Origin of the sequence: Microbacterium sp. CFBP9023, assembly GCF_034045055.1 — a bacterium.
Taxonomy (GTDB): domain Bacteria; phylum Actinomycetota; class Actinomycetes; order Actinomycetales; family Microbacteriaceae; genus Microbacterium.
Window position 1 is genome coordinate 211443 of the sequence record NZ_JAXCWI010000001.1, and the last position, 22028, is coordinate 233470.

The following is a 22028-nucleotide window of genomic DNA, read 5'->3' on the forward strand; positions in this document are numbered from 1 at the left end:
GCAAGCCCCAGGATCTACGGTTAACTTACCCAAGCAAGTAAACAGACGCGTGTGCGTCGAGGAGAGGAAGCGCCATGGATCTGCAGCTGCACGGGAAGACGGCGTTCATCAGCGGCTCGACGCAGGGCATCGGGTTCGCGATCGCCTCCGCGCTCGCCCGCGAAGGCGTGGACGTGACGGTGAACGGACGTGATGAGCAGCGTGTGGATGCGGCGGTCCGGCGACTGCGTGCGGAGCACCCCGGCTCGACGGTCTCGGGACTGGCGGCGGACTTCGCGAGGAGAGAAGAGGTGGAGCGCCTGACGAAGGCCCTGAGCGACGTCGACATTCTCGTCAACAATGTGGGAATCTTCGGCCTTGCCGAGTTCGAGACGATCACGGACGACGACTGGACTCGCTACTTCGAGGTGAACGTCATGAGCGGAGTCCGGCTGTCCCGCCACCTTCTCGCAGGCATGCTCGCGCGGGGGTGGGGCCGTGTCGTCTTCATCAGCAGCGAGTCCGGGGTGAACATCCCCGCCGACATGGTGCACTACGGCACGACGAAGGCCGCGATGGCCGCTCTCGGCAGCGGGCTGGCCAAGCGCACCAGAGGCACCGCGGTGACCGTGAACACGATCCTCGGAGGGCCGACGTATTCGGACGGGGTGGCGGCGAGCGTTGCGGCCGTGGCAGAGGCGCAGTCCCTTCCGCCCGAGGTGATGAAAGGCTCCATCATCGGTCAGAACCGCACAACGCTGCTCGAGCGGTTCATCGAGCCCGATGAGATCGCGAGTCTGGTGACCTACATCGCCAGTCCTCGCTCATCGGCTACCAACGGCGCGGCGCTGCGGGCGGAGGGGGGAGTGCTCACCGCGATGCTGTAGCCGGGTGCACCTCGAGATTGAAAAAACCGCACGCCGCGCTTATTGCTAGCTAAGCTAGTAGTCATGGAACGCTACATTCGCCTGCGCTGGGTGGGCTTGGTCTTCATCAGCATCGCGGTCTCGCTGATCATCGTCGACTCGACGATCGTGAATGTGGCGATTCCGGCGATCGTCGACGATCTCGGCATCACCTCCACCGAAGTGCAGTGGGTGCAGGAGGCGTACACGCTGGTGTTCGCCGCGCTGCTGCTCGTGTTCGGCAGCCTCGCAGATCGGTTCGGGCGTCGGCGCGTGATGATCATCGGAGTCGTGGTCTTCGCAGCATCCTCGGTGCTCGCTGCATTCGCTCCGGACGGCGGGATGCTGATCCTCGCCCGTCTTGCCCAGGGAGTGGGCGGATCGATGATCCTGCCGACCACGCTGTCGATCATCAACGCCACCTTCCGCGGGCGCGAGCGGGGGATCGCCTTCGCGGTGTGGGGGTCGACGATCGGCGGAATGGCCGCTGTGGGACCGCTGCTCGGCGGATGGCTGACGACTGCCTTCTCCTGGCGGTGGGCGTTCGGGATCAACATCCCGCTGGGCATCATCATCGTCATCGGCGTGCTGCTCACGGTGGCGGAGTCGCGCAGCGACCGGAGGTCGAAGATCGATGTGGTCGGGGCGATCCTCTCGGTCATCACCATGGCCAGCCTCGTGTTCGGCCTCATCGAGGGGCGCACGTACGGCTGGTGGCTCGTCGACCAACGTCCGCAGATCGGCGACTGGGCCTGGCCGCTCGATGTCTCTCCGATCCCCTTCGCCTTCGCGCTGGCGATCGTGGCACTCGTCGCGTTCATCGCATGGGGTGTGCATCGCGAGCGGCAGGGCAGGTCCACGCTGCTTGCTCTGCGTCTGTTCTCCATCCCCTCGTTCCGCAACGGCAACATCGCGGCGACAGTCGTGTCGCTGGGAGAGTTCGGCATCATCCTCGCTCTGCCCCTGTGGCTGCAGTTCGTCCTCGGCTTCGATGCGCTGCAGACCGGACTCCTGCTGCTCGCGCTCGCCCTCGGATCCTTCGTCGCGAGCGGTGCCGCGGGGGCGGCCAGCGGAAAGATCGCTCCGGTGTGGGTCGTCCGTGCGGGCCTCATCGCCGAGATCATCGGCGTCGCCGGAGTCGGCTTCGTCATCGCCCCCGATGCGTCGTGGGTGCCGCTGATCCCGTTCCTCTTCGTCTACGGCCTCGGTGTCGGCCTCGCCACCGCTCAGCTGACCGGCGTCGTGCTCGCCGATGTGCCGGTCGACGACAGCGGCGCGGCTTCGGGCACGCAGTCGACGTCACGACAGCTCGGTGCAGCGCTCGGGGTCGCAGTGCTCGGCACCGTGCTGTTCACGAGCACGGCGGGGATACTCGCGTCATCACTCGACGCTCGGGGACTCCCGGCCGAGCAGCGTGATCAGATCGTGTCGGCCGTCGTCGACAGTGCGGGCGGAGCGATCAGCGGACTGGAGGCGCAGCCCGAGACGGCTGACATCGCCGACGACGCCAAGGCCGCGTTCTCCGACGGCACGCGTTTCGCGGCGTGGACGGCGGCAGGGTTCCTGTCCCTCGGTCTCCTGTCGACGATCTCCCTCGGAGCGACCGCCAAGACCCGACGTGAAGACCAGCCCGACGCGACGTCGGCCGCCTGATTCCGTCAAGTACCGGGGCTACTCGATGTCCCACATCGTGTAGCCGACGACGCCGGCCGGGATGAGCTCCATCGGCTTCGTCAGCTCGTTCTCGATGCCTGTGATCCGGCCGGTGTCCTCGGAGATGAGGAGGGTGTTCTCGTAGGACGTCCCCTCATCGCTCACCCGGAGCCCGACCACGTCTCGGCCGAGCCGGTCGTGCGACTCACCCAGCACCGTGAGCCCGCGCGCATCGACGAGCATGTCGATCAGAGTGGCGTGCTGCTCGTCCGTCAGAGTCCAGTGGCTCGATAGCTGGCCGATGGCGCGCAGGAGGTCTCCCGACGAACTTCTGTTCCGGCATCGAGAGCCTGTGCTCCGAAGTCGGTCTCGCTAGCCCTCATCGACGGTCACCGCATTGCCCCACACCCAGCACCGGAACGTCCGGTCGCCTGCCCGGAATTCGATGCCTGCGGCCAACGGTGTCGACCGCGCGAGCTTCGCATCGACCCGCACCGCTTCGGGCCCGAAGCGCACCCACGCGCGGACCGCACGATACGGCTGCGGATAGATCGTGACGGGCTGTTCCCGGAGCGCCAGCTCGCGCTCCGTCAGGGATTGAAGCGCGCCGGCGCGCGCTGCGGTGAGGATGGTCTGATGCTGAGAGCGCATGTCGTAGTGGGCTGCCAGGCGCTTGCTCGTGCCCATGCCGGCTCCCTTCTCCGGCCCAGTGACAACGGTAGCAAGATTCGAAGATTTGTTCTATTCTCGACTCATGCGACCAGCTCCTGCTCATCTGCCTGCGACTATATGGATGGTCGACGACATCCCGTCGCGAATGGTCTTCGCCGGGCGTCGGTGGAAGGTCTCCGACACGCCCACGCGACTCCGGGACTCGATCTGGTCAGCGGCGCCGGAGTCGGAGCGAGGGTTGTACGGATGGCGGTTCCAGGGCACGGATGACGAGGGCCACTCCCTGGTGTTCGACGTCTTCCAGAGTGAGGACGGGTGGCATGTGCACCACAGCTACGACTAGGAGTCAGGCGGACGGAATCCTTGTCCCGGCTCGGTCGGTGCGCGCTATCGTGTGGGCATGACGGACTCCGGCGCGACACTCCTCGCCGCGATCATCGCGGCCGGCGTGGCAGGAGTCGGACTGATCTGGTCTGTCGTCAGCTTCATGCTGACGAGGCGGACCCAGCGAGCCACGGATGCTCGTCAGGAGTGGTCGCGCCGATTCGAGCACGCACACGCGCTCGCGTTCAGCTCCGATCTCAAGGAGGCAGCGAGCGGCCTCACGCTCATCGAGGCGCTCGCGCGCGAGCGGTGGGTCACGGACGAGGATCGGGCGACCGCGGTGAGCATCCTCTCGTCTCTCACGAGGGTGGCTGAGGCGCCGGCGGCGCAGCTGCGCGCGACGATCCTCGCGGAGGTCAGGAACCCGGCGGTCGCCGCTGCGCTCGGCAGAGTGGAGCCAGGGCCGAAGGGTCGGTTCGAGGTCTACCGCGACGTGTCGGGAGACTACCGATGGCGCCTCAAGAGCACGGGAGGCCACTACCTGGCCGTCAGCGAGGGGCACTCCAGCGAGGCTGCCGCGATGAGCTCGCTCGAACTGGCCCGTCGTGAACTCGGCAGCGAGTCGCCGGAGTAAGTGGGCCGTGACCGCGACGAGAAAGGCCGCCTGGAACCAGGCGGCCTTTCTCGATATCTCGGACTCCGCGTGCGAATTCCATTCATGCGGCGCGTGACCCGTGTGTGCCCCCGACAGGAGTCGAACCTGCGACCTACGGTACCGGAAACCGGCGCTCTATCCACTGAGCTACGGAGGCGTACCGATCGACAATATCACTGCTCGGGAGTGGTCTCCGACCCACCGGCCTCGGTCACCGGCGCGTCGCCCAGTTCGCCGAGCGCTGCGGCCAGCTTCTCGGCGAGGTAGCGGTGACCATCGGTCGACGGATGCTTGCGGCCGATCTCGACGTCGATGACCGACAGGTAGTTCTGGTCGGTGATCCAGTTCTGTGCGACGGGGGAGATGTACCACCATCCGCGAGCGGCGGCGAGTTCACCGAGATCGGCGTCGATGCGCGCGGTCTCAGCGCCCACGGGAAGTTCGTGCGGCGCCGGCCCCAGAATGACGATCGACGCCTCCGGATACTTCGCCGCCATGGCATCCCACGCGGCGGTGACCGCCTCGCGGTATCCGGCCTCGCCCTGCGCCCGGTCGTTGATCGACCCCTGGAGGATGATCAGGTCGGGGGTGAGTGTCGGGTCCAGAGCGGCGATGCGCACACCGAAGGCCGGGCCATCGAGTCCGGGCTTGAGGTAACCGCTGCCGCGGACTCCGTCGACGATCGTCCGTCCGCCGATCAGGTCTGCGAGCTGATAGGCGTATCCGAGGGTCGGCTCGGTCGCGGCCGAGCCGTGGGTCCAGGAGTCGCCGAACACGAGAACGGTCGGATGCTCCGGAAGAAGAAGGGGAACCGGCGCGATCGCCACTGATTCGTCCGCGGCCGCCGCAGCACCGACGGGTGCCGAAGACGGCATCGGAACCCAGGGCCGCCACACGCCGAGGATGACTGCCGCGACCGCCAGGATCACTGCGACGGCGAGGCCCGCGACGGGCAGACGATAGCGGGCGGATGCGGCCTTCATGGCATGACTGTAGATCACGAATCCGCCCTCGCAAATTCGGGCGCGTGACGCGCCGTAAACTGGGAGGCCTATGAACCCTGAATCGCTCGCCACAGCCCTCCTCGCCGTCCTCGCACCGATCGCCGAGGAACGACGTCCTGGCGAGCCGTTCTCGCTGTCCGCGTCGGACATCGTCTTCGAGCGTCCGCGCAACCGCGACCACGGCGACTGGGCCTCGAACATCGCGATGCGCCTGGCGAAGCCGTTCGGCACGAACCCGCGCGAGCTGGCGCAGCAGATCGCCGACGGCCTCGCGCAGGTGGATGGCGTGCAGACCGCCGAGGTCGCAGGGCCGGGCTTCATCAACATCCGCCTCGACGCGGCTGCCGCCGGCGCGCTGGCGAAGCTCATCGTCGAAGCCGGCGCCGAGTACGGGCACAACGACACGCAGGCCGGTCACAGCATCAACATCGAGTTCGTGAGCGCGAACCCGACCGGGCCGCTGCACATCGGCCACACTCGCTGGGCGGCGCTCGGCGACGCGATCGCCCGGGTGCTCGCGGCCTCCGGCGCGAAGGTCGCGAGGGAGTACTACATCAACGATGCCGGAGTGCAGATGGAGCGCTTCGCGAATTCGGTGCTGGCCGCCGTCAAGGGCGAACCAACTCCCGAGGGCGGGTACGCCGGCAGCTACATCGGCGATCTGGCCGCTCGTGTTCTCGCGGCGCGTCCGGACCTGCTCGAGCTCTCCGGTGACGAGCAGGTGGTCGTCACGCGGGAGCTCGCCTACGGTTTCCAGCTGGAGGAGCAGAAGCAGTCGCTCTCGAAGTTCAACGTCGACTTCGACGTGTGGTTCTCGGAGCGCACGCTGCACGCCAAGGACGCGGACGGCGTCAGCTTCGTCGATCGCGCCGTCGACCGCCTGCGCGAGCAGGGACACGTGTTCGACGACGAGGGTGCAGTCTGGGTGCGCACCACCGACTTCGGTGACGACAAGGATCGCGTGATCCGTCGCTCCAACGGCGAGTACACGTACTTCGCCGCCGACGCCGCGTACTACCTGAACAAGGGTGACCGCGGCTTCGAGTACAAGCTGTACCTTCTCGGAGCCGACCACCACGGCTACGTCCACCGCCTCAAGGCGATCGCCGGCGCCGCCGGGGAAGACCCCGAGAAGAACGTCGAGGTGCTGATCGGTCAGCTGGTCTCGGTCGGGGGAGCGCGGCTGAGCAAGCGTGCGGGCAACATCATCGAGATGGACGATCTGCGCGAATGGCTCGGCACCGATGCGCTGCGCTACTCGCTCGAGCGCTCGCCTGCTGACTCGCCGCTCGCTCTCGATCCTGAGCTGCTGCAGAAGCGCACGAACGACAACCCGGTGTTCTACGTGCAGTACGCGCATGCCCGCACGCACAACGTGGCCCGCAATGCCGCCGATTCGGGTGTGGATCGCTCGGAGTTCGCGCCCGAGACGCTCACGCATGAGACCGAGAGCGCTCTGCTCGGCGCTCTGCAGGAGTTCCCTCGCATCGTGGCGTTCGCGGCCGAGGTGCGCGAGCCGCACCGCGTCGCGCGCTACCTCGAGGAGCTCGCCGGCCTGTACCACCGCTGGTACGACAACTGCCGCGTGATCCCGCAGGGCGACGACCCCATCGAGACCGTGCACCGCACGCGTCTGTGGCTCAATGACGCCGCAGGGCAGGTCTTCCGCAACGGCCTCGACCTGCTCGGCGTGTCCGCTCCCGAGCGCATGTGACCTCTGCCGTCGTCCGTGCCGTAGGGCAGGATGGCAGCATGAGCGACGACAATCACACCCTTCCTTACCCGTCCGCGGATTCCGAGCATCCGACGCTCGTGATCCCGGGTGGGAAGGATGGCGGGGATGCCGGTGCCACACCGCCGAAGCGCGCGCGCAAGCGCTGGCCCTGGGTGCTGCTGATCGTCGTGGTCGTTCTCGCTGTTCTCGCCGTCGCTGCGGAGCTCATCGCGCGCGCTGTCCTGCCCGGCATCGTGCGGGGCATGGTGATCGAGCAGCTCGACCTGCCGGCCGACCAGAAGCTCGCCGTCGAAGCCGAAGGCATCCTGATCCCGCAGCTGATCGGCGGAACGCTGGACACCCTGCATCTCTCGACCGACTCGGTCACGCTGGAGGGGATCACGGGCGCCGTCGACGTCACCGCCACGGGCGTGCCGCTGCGCGGCGGCGACCTCGCATCCGCATCCGGCACGATCCGCATCGACGAGTCCCAGTTCACGTCCCTGCTCTCGAACACCGAGCTGCCGATCGACACGGTCACGCTCGAATCGCCGAACGCGACGGTCGCGGGTTCGGTGAGCGTTCTCGGCCTCGCCATCCCGGTATCGCTCACGGTGACCCCGGGGGTGGCCGAGGGAGATCTCGAGCTCACTCCTGTCGGCCTCACCGTCGGCGGACTCGAGGTCGACGCGGATCAGGTCGGCTCGAGTCTCGGTGCTCTGGGGGAGCAGCTCACTCAGACGCAGCGCATCTGCATCGCGGACCAGCTTCCCGCCGGCATCACCCTCACGGGCCTCCAGATCGACGGATCGGAGGCTGTGATCGACGTCGACGTCGACGGTGCGATCGCGACCGATCAGACCCTGCTCGGGAAGGGCACCTGCCCCTGAGACGGGCTCAGTCCTGGTCGGTTCCGAGACGGGCCTCGCGCTCGGCCTTCTGCGCCTCCCGAAGCTCGGACGTCGCCAGCGCGACCTCCGCTTCGGCGCGCTGCACACGTCGCTGGGGGAAGGTCGTCGCGCCGAACCGCGCGTGCACCCGGTCCTTGCGTTCCTCCTCCGACGTGACGATGTAGGCGCACGCGATCAGGATGACCTGGGTCGACAGATTGAGCCAGATGAGCAGCGCCAGCAGGGTGGCGAAGGAGGCGAGGAGAGGGTTGCTCGTCGCGCCGCCGATGAACAGGCCGGACAGCTCCTGCAGCACGAGCAGCCCGACTCCGCCGATGAGGGACCCGATCCAGAGCGAGCGGGCTGCGGGGCGCAGCCCGGAGAGCAGACGGAACACCCCGGCGATGAGCACCGTGTCGAGTGCCAGCACGACGACCAGGGAGACGATCCGGATGCTCCAGGATGCCGCGGGCGAATCCTCGGGAATGCCGAGCAGACCGCTGATCCACGTGATCCCGAGCCGACCGGCGAATGTGACGGCCGCTGCGGCGACGAACAGCACGGCGACGCCGGCCGCGAGCAGCAGGTTGCGGAGCATGACCCAGATGAACAGCACGTCGGCATGCGCGGTTCCGGCGAGGACGCGCACCGCGGTGCGCAGCGATCCGACGGCGCCGAGCGCCGAGCCGATCAGCGCGACCGTAGAGATGGCGCCCGCGACGGAGAGCGAGATCGGCTCCTTGAGATCGTCGGGATTGACGACGCCGTCTTCGCCGATGAGACCGGGCACCACGGACTGCACGGCGGAGACGATCGCGTTCCAGACGTCGGGATTGCCTGCGAGCCAGAGAGCGGCGATCGAGAACCCCAGGAGCACGGCGGCGAAGACGCTGAACAGAGCGCGGTATGTCACGCTGTCGGCGAGCATCGGGCCCCGCCGCTCGGAGTAGAGCAGGAACGCGCGGACCGGGCGCCGTGTCAGAGCCCAGCGGATCGCCGACGCGCTGACGCGCGCGATCAAGCCGGGGCGTCGGGCATCGGGTGCTGCGGATTCGGTGCTCATCTCCACCACCTTAGGAGTCGGTGGGATGTGTCCGCAGGGGGTTGACGCCGGGCGTCACCATGACTGATGCGGCATGCACGGTGCCCTAGAATCGGGGGCAACCTCGCAGTGCGCGCATCCGCCCGAGACCCGTCCCACGATTGGTGTTCCTTGCTTTCCCCTGCCGACTCGCTCGCCCCGGAATGGCTCGTCGTGCCCGACGACGCGAATGATCTTCCCACCGCCGTGTGGCCGGCGTCCGCCGTCCGCGGTGACGACGGAGCGCTGCGGCTCGCGGGGATCTCCGCCACCGATCTCGCGGAGTCGTACGGCACGCCGCTGCTCGTGATCGACGAGGACGAGGTGCGATCTCGGGCCCGCGCCTTCCGCTCGTCCTTCGACGCGGCCGCCGCCGCCCACGGCACGACTGCGCGGGTGTATTACGCAGGCAAGGCGCTGCTGACCACGACGATCGCGCGCTGGGTGACCGAAGAGGGGCTCAACGTAGACGTGTGCACCGGTGGTGAACTCGAGGTCGCACTCGCGGCCGGCGTCTCTCCGTCGTCGCTGGGGTTCCACGGGAACAACAAGTCGGTCGCCGAGCTCGAGCGTGCGGTCGAGGTAGGCATCGGCACGATCATCGTCGACAGCGCGATCGAGATCGAGCGTCTCGCGGCCATCACCGCCAGGACCGGCGCTGTGCAGCGGGTGCTGGTGCGGGTCATCAGCGGCGTGCACGCCGAGACGCACGACTTCCTCGCGACGGCCCACGAAGACCAGAAGTTCGGCTTCCCGCTGCCCGAGGCCGAGCAGGCCGTCGCCCGCATCAGGGAGATCCCGGGAATCGAGTTCGCCGGCCTTCACTGCCACATCGGATCGCAGATCTTCGGCGTCGCGGGCTTCCGCGAGTCGGCGTCGCGCGTGCTCGAGCTCCATGCGACTCTCCTCGAGGGCGGACCGGTTCCGCAGCTCAACCTCGGCGGAGGGTTCGGAATCGCCTACACGAGTGTCGACGACCCGACGCCGATCGAGACCCTCGCGGGCGAGATCGTCGCCGCCGTCGCCGAAGGCTGCGCCGCGCGAGGCATCGCCGTGCCCGCGCTGTCGTTCGAGCCGGGCAGGGCCATCGTCGGCACCGCCGGAGTGACGCTCTACGAGGTCGGGACGACCAAGGACGTCGCGCTCGATTCGGGCGCGACCCGGCGCTACATCAGCGTCGACGGCGGAATGAGCGACAACGCCAGGACGGCGCTGTACGACGCGCAGTTCTCGGCTCGACTCGCCTCCCGGATCGGCATCGGCTCGCCGCAGCTCAGCAGGGTCGTGGGCAAGCACTGCGAGTCCGGCGACATCGTCGTCGACCATGAATACCTTCCGGCCGACGTCTCTCCCGGCGATCTGCTCGCGGTCCCCTCGACCGGTGCGTACTGTGCGCCGCTCGCGAGCAACTACAACCATGTCCCTCGCCCTCCGATCGTCGCTGTGAGCGACGGCCGATCGGCGGTCATCGTCCGCGGTGAGACGATCGCCGACGTGCTGTCTCGCGACGTCGGTGTCGCGGCCCCCGAGAGCCACGGGTGATCCGCGCGACGAACGACGCGGTCCCCGACGAAGCACGACTGAACCACCCTCCTAAGGAGAGATGCAATGACGACTGAGTATCGACGACTTCGGGTGGCGCTCCTCGGCGCCGGAGCGGTCGGCTCCCAGGTGGCCGCCCTGCTGCTGCGCCACGGCGATGAGCTCGCCGACCGGGCGGGTGCCACGCTGGAGCTGGCCGGCATCGCGGTGCGCAACCTCGATGCGCCGCGCGAGACCGATCTGCCGAAAGAGCTGTTCACGACCGATGCCGAATCGCTGATCCTCGGCTCCGACATCGTGATCGAGCTGATCGGCGGCATCGAGCCCGCCCGCACGAGCATTCTGCAGGCGATCGGCTCCGGTGCCGACGTCGTGACCGCCAACAAGGCGCTGCTGGCCACTCACGGCCCCGAGCTCTTCGAAGCGGCCGACCGCGTGGGCGCATCCGTCTACTATGAGGCCGCCGCCGCCGGTGCCATCCCGATCATCCGCCCGCTGCGCGACTCTCTCGCCGGTGACCGCGTGGTGCGCATCATGGGGATCGTGAACGGCACGACCAACTACATCCTCGACCGCATGGACACCGAGGGCGCCGACTTCGCCGATGTGCTCGCCGACGCGCAGCGTCTCGGATACGCCGAGGCCGACCCGACCGCCGACGTCGAGGGATACGACGCCGCGCAGAAGGCCGCGATCCTCGCGAGCCTCGCCTTCCACACGGCTGTTCCGCTCGACGCCGTGTACCGCGAGGGCATCACGACCATCACCGCGTCGATGATCGATGAGGCGCGCGCAGCCGGCTTCGTCATCAAGCTGCTCGCCGTGTGCGAGCGCATCGAGGCCAACGGCACCGAGTCGATCTCGGTGCGCGTCTACCCGGCCCTCGTGCCGACGTCGCACCCTCTCGCGTCGGTGCACGGCGCCAACAACGCCGTGTTCGTCGAGGCCGAGGCTGCGGGCTCGCTCATGTTCTACGGCGCAGGCGCCGGTGGCGTGCAGACCGCATCCGCCGTGCTCGGAGACGTCGTGTCGGCGGCTCGACGCCATATCGCCGGCGGCGTCGGCGTGGGGGAGTCCACCAGGGCCAACCTCCCGGTGGTGCCGATCGGTCATGTCACCACCCGCTACCAGATCACCCTCGAGGTCTCGGACGCTCCCGGTGTGCTCGCGACCGTCGCCGGCATCCTCAGCGACGGATCGGTCTCCGTCGCGACCGTGGTGCAGACGGTCGAAGGAGAGGACGAGCCCACCGCTCGTCTCGTCATCGGCACGCACCGGGCCACGGACGCCGCGCTCAGCGCCACGGTCGACGCACTCGCCGCCAGCTCTGTCGTCGAGCGGGTCGTCTCGGTGCTCCGCGTGGAAGGCGAGTGACGATGGCGGCAGGGCGCACGGTCGAGGTGACCGTGCCGGCGACCAGCGCCAACCTCGGTCCCGGATTCGACACGCTCGGACTCGCGCTCAGCGTCTACGACACGCTTCTCGTGACCGAGCTCGCCGCCGGCGAGCTCGAGATCGAGGTCTCGGGTTCCGGCGCGAGCGAGATCCCTCGTGACGACTCGAACCTGATCGTCCGCACGATCGCTCACGTGTACGCCGACGTCGATCGCGCCGTCCCGGGCCTGCGCATCGTCGCGGAGAACGGGGTGCCCCACGGGCGCGGACTCGGGTCCTCCGGCGCGGCGGTCGCGGCGGGGATCCTCGCGGCGAAGGGCCTGCTCGAGGGCGACGTCGAGATCGACGACGCCGACATGCTGCGCCTCGCCACCGAGATCGAAGGGCACCCCGACAACGTGGCTCCCGCGCTGTTCGGCGGTCTGACGATCGCCTGGGTCGGCGAACGAGGTCCCCAGCACAAGAAGCTCCTCGTGCACCGCGGCGTCTCGCCGCTCGTGCTCGTTCCGTCGTACACGATGTCGACGTCGAAGGCGCGATCGCTGCAGCCGCCCCAGGTGTCGACGGCCGATGCGGTCTTCAACGTCTCGCGCTCGGCGCTGCTCATCGCCGCGCTGATGCAGAGCCCGGAGCTGCTGCTCGACGCGACCGCCGACCGACTGCATCAGGACTACCGCGCCGAGGCGATGCCCGAGACGCAGCGGCTCGTCCAGACGCTCCGTGCGGCAGGTTTCGCCGCCGTGGTGTCCGGCGCCGGACCCAGCGTGCTGGTTCTCGCAGACGGCCCCGGAAGTCGTCAGGACGCCGTGGAACTGGCGGAATCGACGACCGACACCCCGTGGGATGCGCTGCTGCTCGCGGTCGACGTGCGTGGTGGTACAGTGGGGAATCGAGCGGAGGGCTCCACGTAACTGCGTGAATCTGGCCCCATTGCAACTCTGCAAGACCCGCACGCAAAACCCCTGTCGCACTGCTCTCACCGAGAACCTCGTTCTTTCCGAGAACCCAGTGCAGAGGCTGGCTGACGCCGAGCGTCAGCCCGTGCGATCGCGCGCAGCACCCGTTGTGCGCGTGCCGCTCATGTCCCCGAGACCAAAGAGGGAGTACTCGTGGAGAATTTCTCCGAGACCCAGAACGACCAGGCGGCACCCGCCGCGGAGCCTGCGGCGAAGGCCGCGAGTTCCGACGCCGCGACGACCGCCGCGACCGAGGTCGCACCGGCCCGCAAGCGCGCTCCGCGCCGTGCGAGCACCGCGACCGCCGCCGCGAAGGCTGAGAAGGCCGAGAAGGCCGCAGCATCCACCGACAGCGCACCGGCCACCGAGGCTCCCGCAGCCGAGGCACCCGCCGCCGACGCGGCACCCAAGGCGAAGGCCCCTCGCCGCAGCCGTGCGAAGAAGGCTGACGCGGAGAACGCTGAGTCTCCTGCGACGACCGCCGAGGCTCCTGCAGCCTCCGCGCCGGCACCCGCCGAATCCACCGAGGCTCCCGCAGCGAAGACCGCAGAGTCCAACGGCTCCGCGGACGCCGGTTCCGCAGAGGCGGGTTCTGCCGACGAGCCGAAGAAGACCACCGGTCGCGGACGCCGCACGGCGAAGAAGCCTGCTGCCGAGGCCGAGACTCCCGCAGCCGAGAAGCCCGCTGACGCCGCACCGGCCGAGGCAGCACCTGCGGCGGACTCCTCCTCTGATTCCGGCGACGGCGAAGAGCAGGGCGGTCGCAACCGCAACCGCAACCGCAGCCGTAACCGCGGACGCGGCCAGAACGGCAACGGCCAGGGCGGCGAGCAGCAGCCCCAGCAGCAGCAGCCGCAGACGGCACCCGCCGAAGACGAGGGCGGCAACGGCCGCAACCGTCAGCGCAACAAGCGCCGCGGCGGCGCGCCGACGGACGAGTTCGACACCGAGATCGGCGAGGACGACGTCCTCGTCCCGATCGCCGGAATCCTCGACGTGCTCGACAACTACGCCTTCGTCCGCACGACCGGATACCTCGCCGGCCCCAGCGACGTCTACGTGTCGCTCGGACAGGTCAAGAAGTACAACCTCCGCAAGGGCGACGCGATCGTCGGCTCGATCAAGCAGCCCCGCGAGGGCGAGCAGCAGGGCCGCCAGAAGTACAACGCGCTGGTGAAGGTCGACTCGATCAACGGCCTGTCGATCGACGACGCCGCGACCCGTGTGGAGTTCGGCAAGCTCACGCCGCTCTACCCGCAGGAGCGTCTGCGTCTCGAGACGGCGCCCGAGAAGCTCACGCAGCGCATCATCGATCTCGTGGCCCCGATCGGCAAGGGACAGCGCGGCCTCATCGTCGCGCCGCCCAAGGCCGGCAAGACGATCGTCCTGCAGCAGATCGCCAACGCGATCGCGCAGAACAACCCCGAGGTCCACCTCATGGTCGTGCTCGTCGACGAGCGCCCCGAAGAGGTCACCGACATGGAGCGCACGGTGAAGGGCGAGGTCATCGCCTCGACCTTCGACCGTCCGGCAGAAGACCACACCACGGTCGCCGAGCTCGCCATCGAGCGCGCCAAGCGTCTCGTCGAGCTGGGCCGCGACGTCGTCGTGCTGCTCGACTCGATCACCCGCCTCGGCCGTGCGTACAACCTCGCTGCTCCGGCATCCGGACGGGTGCTCTCGGGTGGCGTCGACGCCTCGGCGCTGTACCCGCCCAAGCGCTTCTTCGGTGCTGCGCGCAACATCGAGAACGGCGGATCCCTGACGATCCTCGCCACGGCGCTGGTCGAGACCGGCTCCAAGATGGACGAGGTGATCTTCGAGGAGTTCAAGGGCACCGGCAACAGCGAACTGCGCCTGTCGCGCCAGCTCGCCGACAAGCGCATCTTCCCGGCCGTCGACGTCAACGCGTCGAGCACCCGCCGCGAAGAGATGCTGCTGTCGACCGACGAGGTCAAGATCACCTGGAAGCTGCGTCGCGCCCTTGCAGGCCTCGACCAGCAGCAGGCGCTCGAGGTCGTCCTGGGCAAGCTCAGGGAGACCCACTCGAACGTCGAGTTCCTCGTGCAGATGCAGAAGTCGATTCCGACGCTCCCCTCGGGTGCGCACGGACACGACAACAACATCCGCTGAGCGGAGCCGGGGTGTTCGAGTCCGTCCAGACTCTGATCGACGAGCATCGCCGGGTGCAGGAGGAACTCTCCGACCCGGCGGTGCACGCCGATGCTGCTCGGGCGAAGCGCGTCAACCGTCGCTACGCCGAGCTGTCGAGGATCGTCGCCGCCTATGAGGCGTGGGCGGCGGCATCCGATGACCTCGACGCCGCGAGGGAGCTCGCCCGCGAGGACGAGGCGTTCGCCGCTGAGATCCCGACCCTCGAAGAGGGGCTGCAGTCATCGCAGGAGAAGCTGCGCCGACTGCTCATCCCACGCGATCCCGATGACGCGCGCGACGTCATCATGGAGATCAAGGCGGGGGAGGGCGGCGCCGAGTCGGCGCTGTTCGCCGCGGATCTGCTGCGCATGTACATCCAGTACGCAGCCTCCAAGGGCTGGAAGACCGAGCTCCTCGAGCGCAACGAATCCGATCTCGGCGGCTACAAGGACGTCCAGGTCGCGATCAAGGGATCGTCCACGGACCCCGCCCAGGGCGTCTGGGCGCACCTGAAATACGAAGGCGGCGTGCACCGCGTGCAGCGCGTGCCCGCGACCGAGTCGCAGGGGCGGATCCACACCTCGACCACCGGAGTGCTGGTGTTCCCCGAGGTCGACGAGCCCGACGAGATCGCGATCAATCAGAACGACCTGAAGATCGATGTCTTCCGGTCCTCGGGCCCGGGCGGACAGTCCGTCAACACGACCGACTCGGCCGTGCGCATCACACACGTGCCCAGTGGAATCGTCGTGTCGATGCAGAACGAGAAGTCGCAGCTGCAGAACCGTGAGGCCGCGATGCGCGTGCTCCGGGCGCGACTGCTGGCGAAGCAGCAGGAGGAGCTGGATGCCGCGGCATCCGATGCACGCAAGTCGCAGATCCGCGGCATGGATCGGTCCGAGCGCATCCGCACCTACAACTTCCCCGAGAATCGCATCGCCGACCATCGCACGGGATTCAAGGCCTACAACCTCGATCAGGTGATGGACGGCGCTCTCGAGCCGATCATCGAGAGTGCGATCCAGGCCGACGAAGAGGCCCGACTCGCCGCGGTGGGCTCCGACTCCTGAGGTGACGCCGCTGAGCTGCGGCGCGGGTCACGAGCGGGCCGCGTACCGGTGCTCCGGCCGTCCGGTCGCCCCGTAACGCAGGCGGACCTCCACGACCGTCCGAGCAGCGAGAGCCGCGAGGTGGCGCTGCGCGGTGGCACGCGAGATCCCGACGCGCTCTCCGACTTCTGCCGCCGACGCCTCGCCGTCGCCGAGAGCGGCGAGCACCAGCTGCTCGGTCGCGGATCGCGAGACAGACACAGGTTCTCCGGATCCGTGGAGGATCGCCAGGGCGCGATCGGTGTCCTCCTGGCGAAGGGGACGATCTCCGGCGAGCAGGTTGCGGTACCGCGCGTAGCGCTCGAGCAGGCCGACGAGCGCCCGACGATCGAACGGCTTCAGCAGGTACCCGACGGCGCCCGATCTGAGCGCGCGTCGAATCGTCGGCGCGTCGTCGGCGGCCGAGATGAGGATCGCGTCCACGCCGGTCTCACGCACGAGGGCGATGCCGTCTCCGTCCGGGAGGAAGACATCCGCCAGGAGGAGGTCAGGGCGTGATGCGCGGATGCCGTCCCGTGCCTCGGCGAGAGTGCGGACGGGCTCCAGTGCCGAGAATCCGGGCTGGTCCTCGATGATGCTCCGGTGCAGTCGTCCGACGCGGAAGTCGTCGTCGAGGATCAGCACCCGCAGGGGATCGTTCATCGGTTCTCCTCAGTCGTCGATGTGTCGGTGACGGCGCCACCGAGTCGAGCGGCGAACACGGCACCGTGCTCCTCGCCTCCTGCGTCGATGATCCAGAGATCGCCGCCGCGGCGTCGCGCGATGTCTCGAGCCAACGGGATGCCGAGCCCGCGGCCGTGCACGCGGTCTGTGTCGTCGTCGCGCGGCTGACTCGGAGCCATCGGGTCGATCCCCGCGAGTCCCGGTCCCGAGTCTGCGACCGTGACGACGAGCGCGTCGCCGTCTCCGAGCACCGCGACCTCGACCCAGCGGGGAGTCCGCGCTCCGGCGACGGCGGCGGTCACCGCGTTGTCGACGAGGTTGCCCACGACGGCGGCGACGTCCTCCGGTTCTGCCACGCTGCCGATCAGCTGGCTCTCGTCCGCGACGCGCAGGGAGACGCCGCGTTCACCGGCCTCGATCCCCTTGGCGCCCAGGAAAGAGTGCAGGAACGGGTCGCTGAGCAGGTCGAGCCCGGCGACGGGGAATGCGACCGAGCCGCGCTCGACGAGCTCATCGAGGAATCCCCGGGCATCGTCGATCCTGGCTGCGTCGATGAGCCCCGCGACCACGTGCATCCGGTTCGCGAACTCGTGACGCTGCACGCGCAGGGCGGCGGTCACGGCTTGCACGGTCTCCAGTCGCTCCGTCAGAGCGATGAGGTCGGTGCGGTCACGGATGATCAGCACATGTCCGAGCGGCCTGCCGTCGCGGATCACCGGACGGGAATCGATGTAGAGCACGCGGTTGTCCACGACGGTGCTCGACGTCGTGGGCGCTCCCGTCGCGGTCTCGACGACAGCGGTCGGCAGCGAGAGCTCCGCCAGCCGTCGTCCCACAGCGGCGTCGAGACCGAGCATCCGATCGGCCGCATCATTGCTCACCCGCACGATCCCTGCCGTGTCGACGGCCAGGACGCCGTCATCCACACCATTCAGCACTGCTGTCTGGTTCTGCACGAGCGCCACGAGCTCCTCGGGCTGCACGCCGAGCGTCAGGCGCTCCCAGCGACGGCGCAGCAGCAGGAACGCGAGGAGAGCCAGCGCCAGGGCACCGGCGGCGGTGATGCCGATCACTGCGAGCAGCGGAGGCAGGTCATCGAAGACGCCTGTGCGCTCGAATCCGACGCTGACCTCGCCGACGGGGATCCCCGCATCGTCGAGCACGGGGACCTTGGCGCGAGCCGACTCGCCGAGGGTTCCGGTCTGCCAGTCGACCACCTCGTTCCCGGCGAGCACCTCCTCGAAGGGTGTGCTCACCATCTGGCCGATGCGTGAACTGGTGGGATGGGCGAGGCGGATGCCGTCCTCATCGGCGATGACGACGAACAGTGCACCGGTGCGGTCAGAGACGTCCGCTGCAAGGCGCGCGAGCTCGCCCTTCCTGAGCTCGTCCGGGTCCGGCGCCTCTTCGGCGGCCGAGATTCGTGCGACCTCGTCGCGGACCTGCGGGTCCTCGGCGAGGGTCCGGGCGATGCCGAGGGCGGTGGACTCGGCTTCGGTGCGAAGCTGCTGCACGGCGAGTAGGAGGTACACGCCGGTGCACATCACGACGACAAGGGCGACCGTGGCGAGATGCAGCAGCAGCGTGCGGGTCGCGAACCGAGGTCGCGTCGTCGTCGTCGACACCGTGGTCCTTCCCTCTCTGCTCCCGCGCAATATGCGCAGAACCCACGCTACGCGCACAACATCCGAGAATGCGGCATACCGCGCTCTGCGGGGAGGGATTGCCTAGTCTCGTCAGGATCCGTCGCAGTCGACGGAGCTTCGACGAAGGAGTCACAGCATGCTCGATGCACTCACCGGCCTGTCCACGGCCGCAGAAGAGGCGCCGACCTACGACGTCGCGTTCGTGCCGCCCGAATGGGTTCTGGTCCTCCTGGGATTCACCATGGTGCTGGCCTTCATGACGCTGATCATGACGAAGCGACTGACGCCCATGGTGGCGCTGATCCTCGTGCCGACCGTGTTCGGGCTGTTCGCCGGTGCGGGGCTCGGCATGGGCGACATGATCCTCGATTCGATCGCCACGATGGCCCCGACCGCAGCGTTGCTGATGTTCGCGATCATGTTCTTCGGCATCATGATCGACGTCGGCCTGTTCGATCCGCTGATCCGGGTGATCACGCGTGTTCTCGGTGATGACCCGGCGAAGGTCGTGCTGGGAACCGCGATCCTCGCGGGAGCCGTCTCGCTCGACGGCGACGGCTCGACGACGTTCATCATCACGACGTCGGCGATGCTGCCGATCTACCTCCGTCTCGGCATGAGTCCGGTCGTCCTCACGTGCGTCGCCGGCTTGATGAACGGCACTCTGAACATCGTTCCCTGGGGCGGGCCGACGGTGCGCGCGGCGACCGCTCTGGGACTGCAGCCGACGGACATCTTCGTCCCCATGCTGCCGGCTCTCGGCGTCGGCATCGTCGTGACGCTGGGCTTCGCCTGGATGCTCGGGCTGGGGGAGCGCCGCCGACTCGGGCGCCTCGACTCCGAAGGGCTGCTCACGGGTTCCGACGGCGGTGCTCTTTCTACAGTGCCGAAGATCTTCCGCGGTGCCGGACCGAAGCCCGGCGCCCGTGCAGCGCTCCGCACCGGCAACATCGTCGTCGTCGCCGGTGGGCGAGGGCCCGTCGCCGCGGCCAGCGTCGACCCGGCCGACACCGCCATGGCGGACACCATGCTCGACCCCGCGCGCCCGACGCTGAGGCCGCGACTGATCTGGTTCAACCTCGCGCTCACCGTCGCCGTCATGGTGCTGCTCGTTCTCGACATCATGCCGCTCCCGTACGTGTTCATGGTCGGTGCCGCCGTCGCGCTGCTGGTCAACTTCCGAGGGATCAAGGAGCAGGCGTCCGAGATCGTGGCCCATGCGCCCAGCATCGTCGGTGTCGTCTCGATGGTGATCGCGGCCGGAGTCCTGGTCGGCGTCCTGACCGGCACCGGGATGGTCGATGCGATGGCGACCTGGATCACCGACGTGCTTCCGCCTGCGCTCGGCCCCTTCCTCGCACCCATCACCGGTGTTCTGTCGATCCCGTTCACGTTCTTCATGTCGAACGACGCCTTCTACTTCGGCATCCTGCCGGTGCTCTCGCAGAGCGCGGCGACGTTCGGCATCGACCCCGTCGAGATGGCGAGGGCATCGATCATCGGTCAGCCGGTCCACCTGCAGAGCCCGCTCGTGCCGGCGATCCTGCTGCTCGTCTCGCTCGCCAGCGTCAACCTGGGCGATCACCACAGGAAGGTGCTGTGGCGCGCGGTGATCGTGTCGCTCGTGATGCTCGCCGTCGGCATCCTGTCGGGCGCGATCCCCTTCTTCGTCGCCCAGTGAGAGCGATATGCTCAGCGCGTGATCACCTTCCTCTTCCGCGCGCTGATGTACGTCATCTCGGCCGGTCTCGGTCTCATCGTGGCCGACCTCGCGCTCGAGGGGTTCCAGATCCAGTGGGACCAGTGGTGGGGGTTCGTGCTCTGCATCCTGATCTTCGCCGTGCTGCAGAGCGTGCTCTCACCGTGGGTCAGCAAGATCGCGGACCGCTATGCACCGGTCCTGATGGGCGGCATCGGCATCTTCTCGACGCTCATCGCCCTCGTGGTCGTCGTCCTGCTGCCGATCGGTGGGCTGCGCATCGTCGATCTCGTGGGCTGGCTGCTCGGATCGGTGATCGTCTGGCTGATCACGGCGCTCGGCAGCGTGCTGCTGCCACTGATCTTCCTTCGCAAGAAGGTCGACAAGGTGAGGTCTCGCCGCGGGGTGGCCTGAGAGCGCGGGCGCGTCAGATCGAGTAGTCGGGTGCGGTGAGCACCGCTCGGGTGTCCTCGCCCATGACCCGTGCACGGGGCTTGGCGGGCACACCGACGAGGATGCTGTCCGCCGGGGCGTCGCGCGTGACCACGGCATTCGCTCCGACCACGGAGCCCTCGCCGATCGTGATCGGTCCGAGGATCTTCGCGCCTGCTCCCACGGCCACGCCGTCGCCGAGCGTCGGATGCCGCTTGCCTGAGTCACGCGTGCGGCCGCCGAGAGTGACCCCGTGATACAGCATCACATCGTCGCCGACCTCTGCCGTCTCGCCGATGACCACGCCCATGCCATGGTCGATGAAGAAGCGACGACCGATCCGCGCGCCGGGGTGGATCTCGATCCCGGTGAGCCATCGCGACACCTGTGATGTCGCACGGGCGAGCAGCCGCAGCCGGCGGCGCCACAGCGCGTGCGAGACCCGATGTGCCCAGATCGCGTGCATCCCCGGATACAGCAGCGCCACCTCGGCGCCGCTGCGCGCGGCGGGGTCGCGAAGTCGGGCTGCCGCGATGTCCTCGCGCATTCGGCCGATCATGTCCATCGGGAGTTCAGGCCTCGCGCAGATCCTCGTAGAGCGCGGTCGAGAGGTAGCGCTCGCCGAACGAGGGGATGATGACGACGATCGTCTTCCCCGCAGCCTCCGGGCGCTGGGCGACCTGCAGAGCGGCCCAGATCGCGGCTCCGCTCGACATGCCCACGAGGATGCCCTCGCGGCTCGCGGTCTCGCGCGCGACACGGATGGCGTCGTCGAACGTGACGTCGATGACCTCGTCGAGGACATCGCGATCGAGGATCGGAGGCACGAAGTTCGGTCCGATGCCCTGGATCTTGTGCGGCCCGGGGTGTCCCTCGGTGAGGATGGGCGAATCCTTGGGTTCGACGGCGACGATCTTCACCCCGGGGACGCGCTCCTTCAGGACCTGACCGACGCCCGTGATGGTTCCGCCCGTGCCGATGCCGGCGACGAGGTAGTCGACGGAGCCCTCCGTGTCGCGGAGGATCTCCTCGGCCGTCGTGCGGCGGTGGATCGCGGGGTTCGCCTCGTTGGCGAACTGCTTCGCGAGAATGGCACCCGGAGTGCGGGCGGCGATCGCCTCCGCCTCGGCGATCGCGTTCGTCATGCCCTTCGTGGGGTCGGTGAGGATGAGTTCGGCGCCGAACGCCTTGAGAAGGAGGCGCCGCTCCTTGGACATCGACGCGGGCATCGTGAGGATCACCTTGTACCCACGTGCGGCGCCGACCATCGCCAGCGCGATACCGGTGTTGCCGCTGGTCGCCTCCACGATCGTGCCTCCGGGCTTCAGCTCGCCCGAGGCCTCCGCAGCGTCGACGATGGCGATGCCGAGCCGGTCTTTGACGCTCGAGGCCGGGTTGTAGAACTCGAGCTTGGCGAGGACTGTCGCGCCGAGGCCCTCGGTGACCCGGTTCAGACGAACCAGGGGAGTGTTGCCGAAAGCGGAGGTGATGTCGGAGTGGATACCGGGCATGGGGAGAGCCTTCCTGTGCGGGGGACTGCGCGCTCCAGCCTAGG

Annotated in this window: 21 protein-coding genes and 1 tRNA gene; 13 read left to right on the top strand and 9 right to left on the bottom strand. The window is 68.3% G+C overall.

Going from position 1 to position 22028, the window contains the following annotated elements; translation table 11 throughout:
* Positions 1 to 74: 74 nt before the first annotated feature.
* Both SOM10_RS00960 and SOM10_RS00965 read left to right on the top strand, forming a co-directional pair.
* Entirely contained in the window at positions 75 to 866 is a 792-nt protein-coding gene (locus SOM10_RS00960) for an SDR family oxidoreductase (protein WP_320488006.1), read from the top strand.
* Positions 867 to 929: 63 nt separating this feature from the next.
* Complete coding sequence (locus SOM10_RS00965; protein ID WP_320488007.1) at positions 930 to 2537, top strand: DHA2 family efflux MFS transporter permease subunit; 1608 nt, start codon at positions 930 to 932, stop codon at positions 2535 to 2537.
* Positions 2538 to 2555: 18 nt separating this feature from the next.
* On the opposite strand, the gene SOM10_RS00970 is transcribed toward SOM10_RS00965, so the two are convergent.
* Complete coding sequence (locus SOM10_RS00970; protein ID WP_320488008.1) at positions 2556 to 2780, bottom strand: hypothetical protein; 225 nt, start codon at positions 2778 to 2780, stop codon at positions 2556 to 2558.
* 129 nt (positions 2781 to 2909) lie between these two features.
* Positions 2910 to 3224: a hypothetical protein gene (locus tag SOM10_RS00975; protein ID WP_072591100.1), complete on the bottom strand. Its 315-nt coding sequence runs from the start codon at positions 3222 to 3224 to the stop codon at positions 2910 to 2912.
* Between the two features lie 106 nt (positions 3225 to 3330).
* Between SOM10_RS00975 and SOM10_RS00980 the strand changes: the two genes are divergently transcribed.
* Complete coding sequence (locus tag SOM10_RS00980; protein WP_320488009.1) at positions 3331 to 3552, top strand: hypothetical protein; 222 nt, start codon at positions 3331 to 3333, stop codon at positions 3550 to 3552.
* Positions 3553 to 3609: 57 nt separating this feature from the next.
* Positions 3610 to 4167, top strand: a complete 558-nt coding sequence (locus SOM10_RS00985) for a YegP family protein (RefSeq protein WP_320488010.1) — start codon at positions 3610 to 3612, stop codon at positions 4165 to 4167.
* A 105-nt stretch (positions 4168 to 4272) separates the two neighbouring features.
* Here SOM10_RS00985 and SOM10_RS00990 read toward each other — a convergent pair.
* Positions 4273 to 4345: transfer RNA gene (locus SOM10_RS00990), tRNA-Arg, on the bottom strand.
* 16 nt (positions 4346 to 4361) lie between these two features.
* On the bottom strand, positions 4362 to 5171 hold the full coding sequence (locus SOM10_RS00995; protein ID WP_320488011.1) for an SGNH/GDSL hydrolase family protein: 810 nt from the start codon (positions 5169 to 5171) through the stop codon (positions 4362 to 4364).
* A gap of 70 nt (positions 5172 to 5241) precedes the next feature.
* Here SOM10_RS00995 and argS point away from each other — a divergent pair, with 70 nt between their 5' ends.
* Both argS and SOM10_RS01005 read left to right on the top strand, forming a co-directional pair.
* Complete coding sequence (argS, locus tag SOM10_RS01000) at positions 5242 to 6906, top strand: arginine--tRNA ligase (protein ID WP_230100616.1); 1665 nt, start codon at positions 5242 to 5244, stop codon at positions 6904 to 6906.
* Between the two features lie 38 nt (positions 6907 to 6944).
* Positions 6945 to 7796 carry a DUF2993 domain-containing protein gene (locus tag SOM10_RS01005; protein ID WP_320488012.1) on the top strand — a complete coding sequence of 284 codons (852 nt, stop codon included), beginning with the start codon at positions 6945 to 6947 and terminating at the stop codon, positions 7794 to 7796.
* A 7-nt stretch (positions 7797 to 7803) separates the two neighbouring features.
* On the opposite strand, the gene SOM10_RS01010 is transcribed toward SOM10_RS01005, so the two are convergent.
* On the bottom strand, positions 7804 to 8859 hold the full coding sequence (locus tag SOM10_RS01010) for a YihY/virulence factor BrkB family protein (RefSeq protein WP_320488013.1): 1056 nt from the start codon (positions 8857 to 8859) through the stop codon (positions 7804 to 7806).
* Positions 8860 to 9009: 150 nt separating this feature from the next.
* Between SOM10_RS01010 and lysA the strand changes: the two genes are divergently transcribed.
* From lysA to prfA, 5 genes are all read left to right on the top strand, one after another.
* The gene (lysA, locus tag SOM10_RS01015) at positions 9010 to 10419 is read left to right on the top strand and encodes a diaminopimelate decarboxylase (RefSeq protein WP_320488014.1); all 1410 of its coding nucleotides are present in this window, start codon (positions 9010 to 9012) and stop codon (positions 10417 to 10419) included.
* 66 nt (positions 10420 to 10485) lie between these two features.
* Positions 10486 to 11793, top strand: coding sequence for a homoserine dehydrogenase (locus SOM10_RS01020; protein WP_053095745.1), 1308 nt, complete (start codon positions 10486 to 10488; stop codon positions 11791 to 11793).
* Between the two features lie 2 nt (positions 11794 to 11795).
* Complete coding sequence (thrB, locus tag SOM10_RS01025; RefSeq protein ID WP_072591107.1) at positions 11796 to 12725, top strand: homoserine kinase; 930 nt, start codon at positions 11796 to 11798, stop codon at positions 12723 to 12725.
* A gap of 198 nt (positions 12726 to 12923) precedes the next feature.
* Entirely contained in the window at positions 12924 to 14903 is a 1980-nt protein-coding gene (rho, locus tag SOM10_RS01030) for a transcription termination factor Rho (RefSeq protein ID WP_320488015.1), read from the top strand.
* Between the two features lie 11 nt (positions 14904 to 14914).
* The gene (gene prfA / locus SOM10_RS01035) at positions 14915 to 15994 is read left to right on the top strand and encodes a peptide chain release factor 1 (RefSeq protein WP_320488016.1); all 1080 of its coding nucleotides are present in this window, start codon (positions 14915 to 14917) and stop codon (positions 15992 to 15994) included.
* A gap of 27 nt (positions 15995 to 16021) precedes the next feature.
* Here the strand turns inward: prfA and SOM10_RS01040 are convergent, their stop codons facing one another.
* Positions 16022 to 16675, bottom strand: coding sequence for a response regulator (locus SOM10_RS01040; protein ID WP_320488017.1), 654 nt, complete (start codon positions 16673 to 16675; stop codon positions 16022 to 16024).
* Positions 16672 to 18321, bottom strand: coding sequence for a sensor histidine kinase (locus SOM10_RS01045; protein ID WP_320488018.1), 1650 nt, complete (start codon positions 18319 to 18321; stop codon positions 16672 to 16674). Before SOM10_RS01045 ends, SOM10_RS01040 begins: the two co-directional genes overlap by 4 nt.
* Before the next feature lie 157 nt (positions 18322 to 18478).
* Here SOM10_RS01045 and SOM10_RS01050 point away from each other — a divergent pair, with 157 nt between their 5' ends.
* Together SOM10_RS01050 and SOM10_RS01055 are read left to right on the top strand one after the other, a co-directional pair.
* Positions 18479 to 20023, top strand: coding sequence for a CitMHS family transporter (locus SOM10_RS01050; RefSeq protein WP_320488019.1), 1545 nt, complete (start codon positions 18479 to 18481; stop codon positions 20021 to 20023).
* 18 nt (positions 20024 to 20041) lie between these two features.
* Positions 20042 to 20455: a hypothetical protein gene (locus SOM10_RS01055; RefSeq protein WP_320488020.1), complete on the top strand. Its 414-nt coding sequence runs from the start codon at positions 20042 to 20044 to the stop codon at positions 20453 to 20455.
* A gap of 13 nt (positions 20456 to 20468) precedes the next feature.
* On the opposite strand, the gene epsC is transcribed toward SOM10_RS01055, so the two are convergent.
* Together epsC and cysK are read right to left on the bottom strand one after the other, a co-directional pair.
* Positions 20469 to 21038, bottom strand: coding sequence for a serine O-acetyltransferase EpsC (gene epsC, locus SOM10_RS01060; RefSeq protein ID WP_053095752.1), 570 nt, complete (start codon positions 21036 to 21038; stop codon positions 20469 to 20471).
* A gap of 7 nt (positions 21039 to 21045) precedes the next feature.
* Positions 21046 to 21984 carry a cysteine synthase A gene (cysK, locus tag SOM10_RS01065; RefSeq protein ID WP_053095753.1) on the bottom strand — a complete coding sequence of 313 codons (939 nt, stop codon included), beginning with the start codon at positions 21982 to 21984 and terminating at the stop codon, positions 21046 to 21048.
* Positions 21985 to 22028 lie beyond the last annotated feature (44 nt).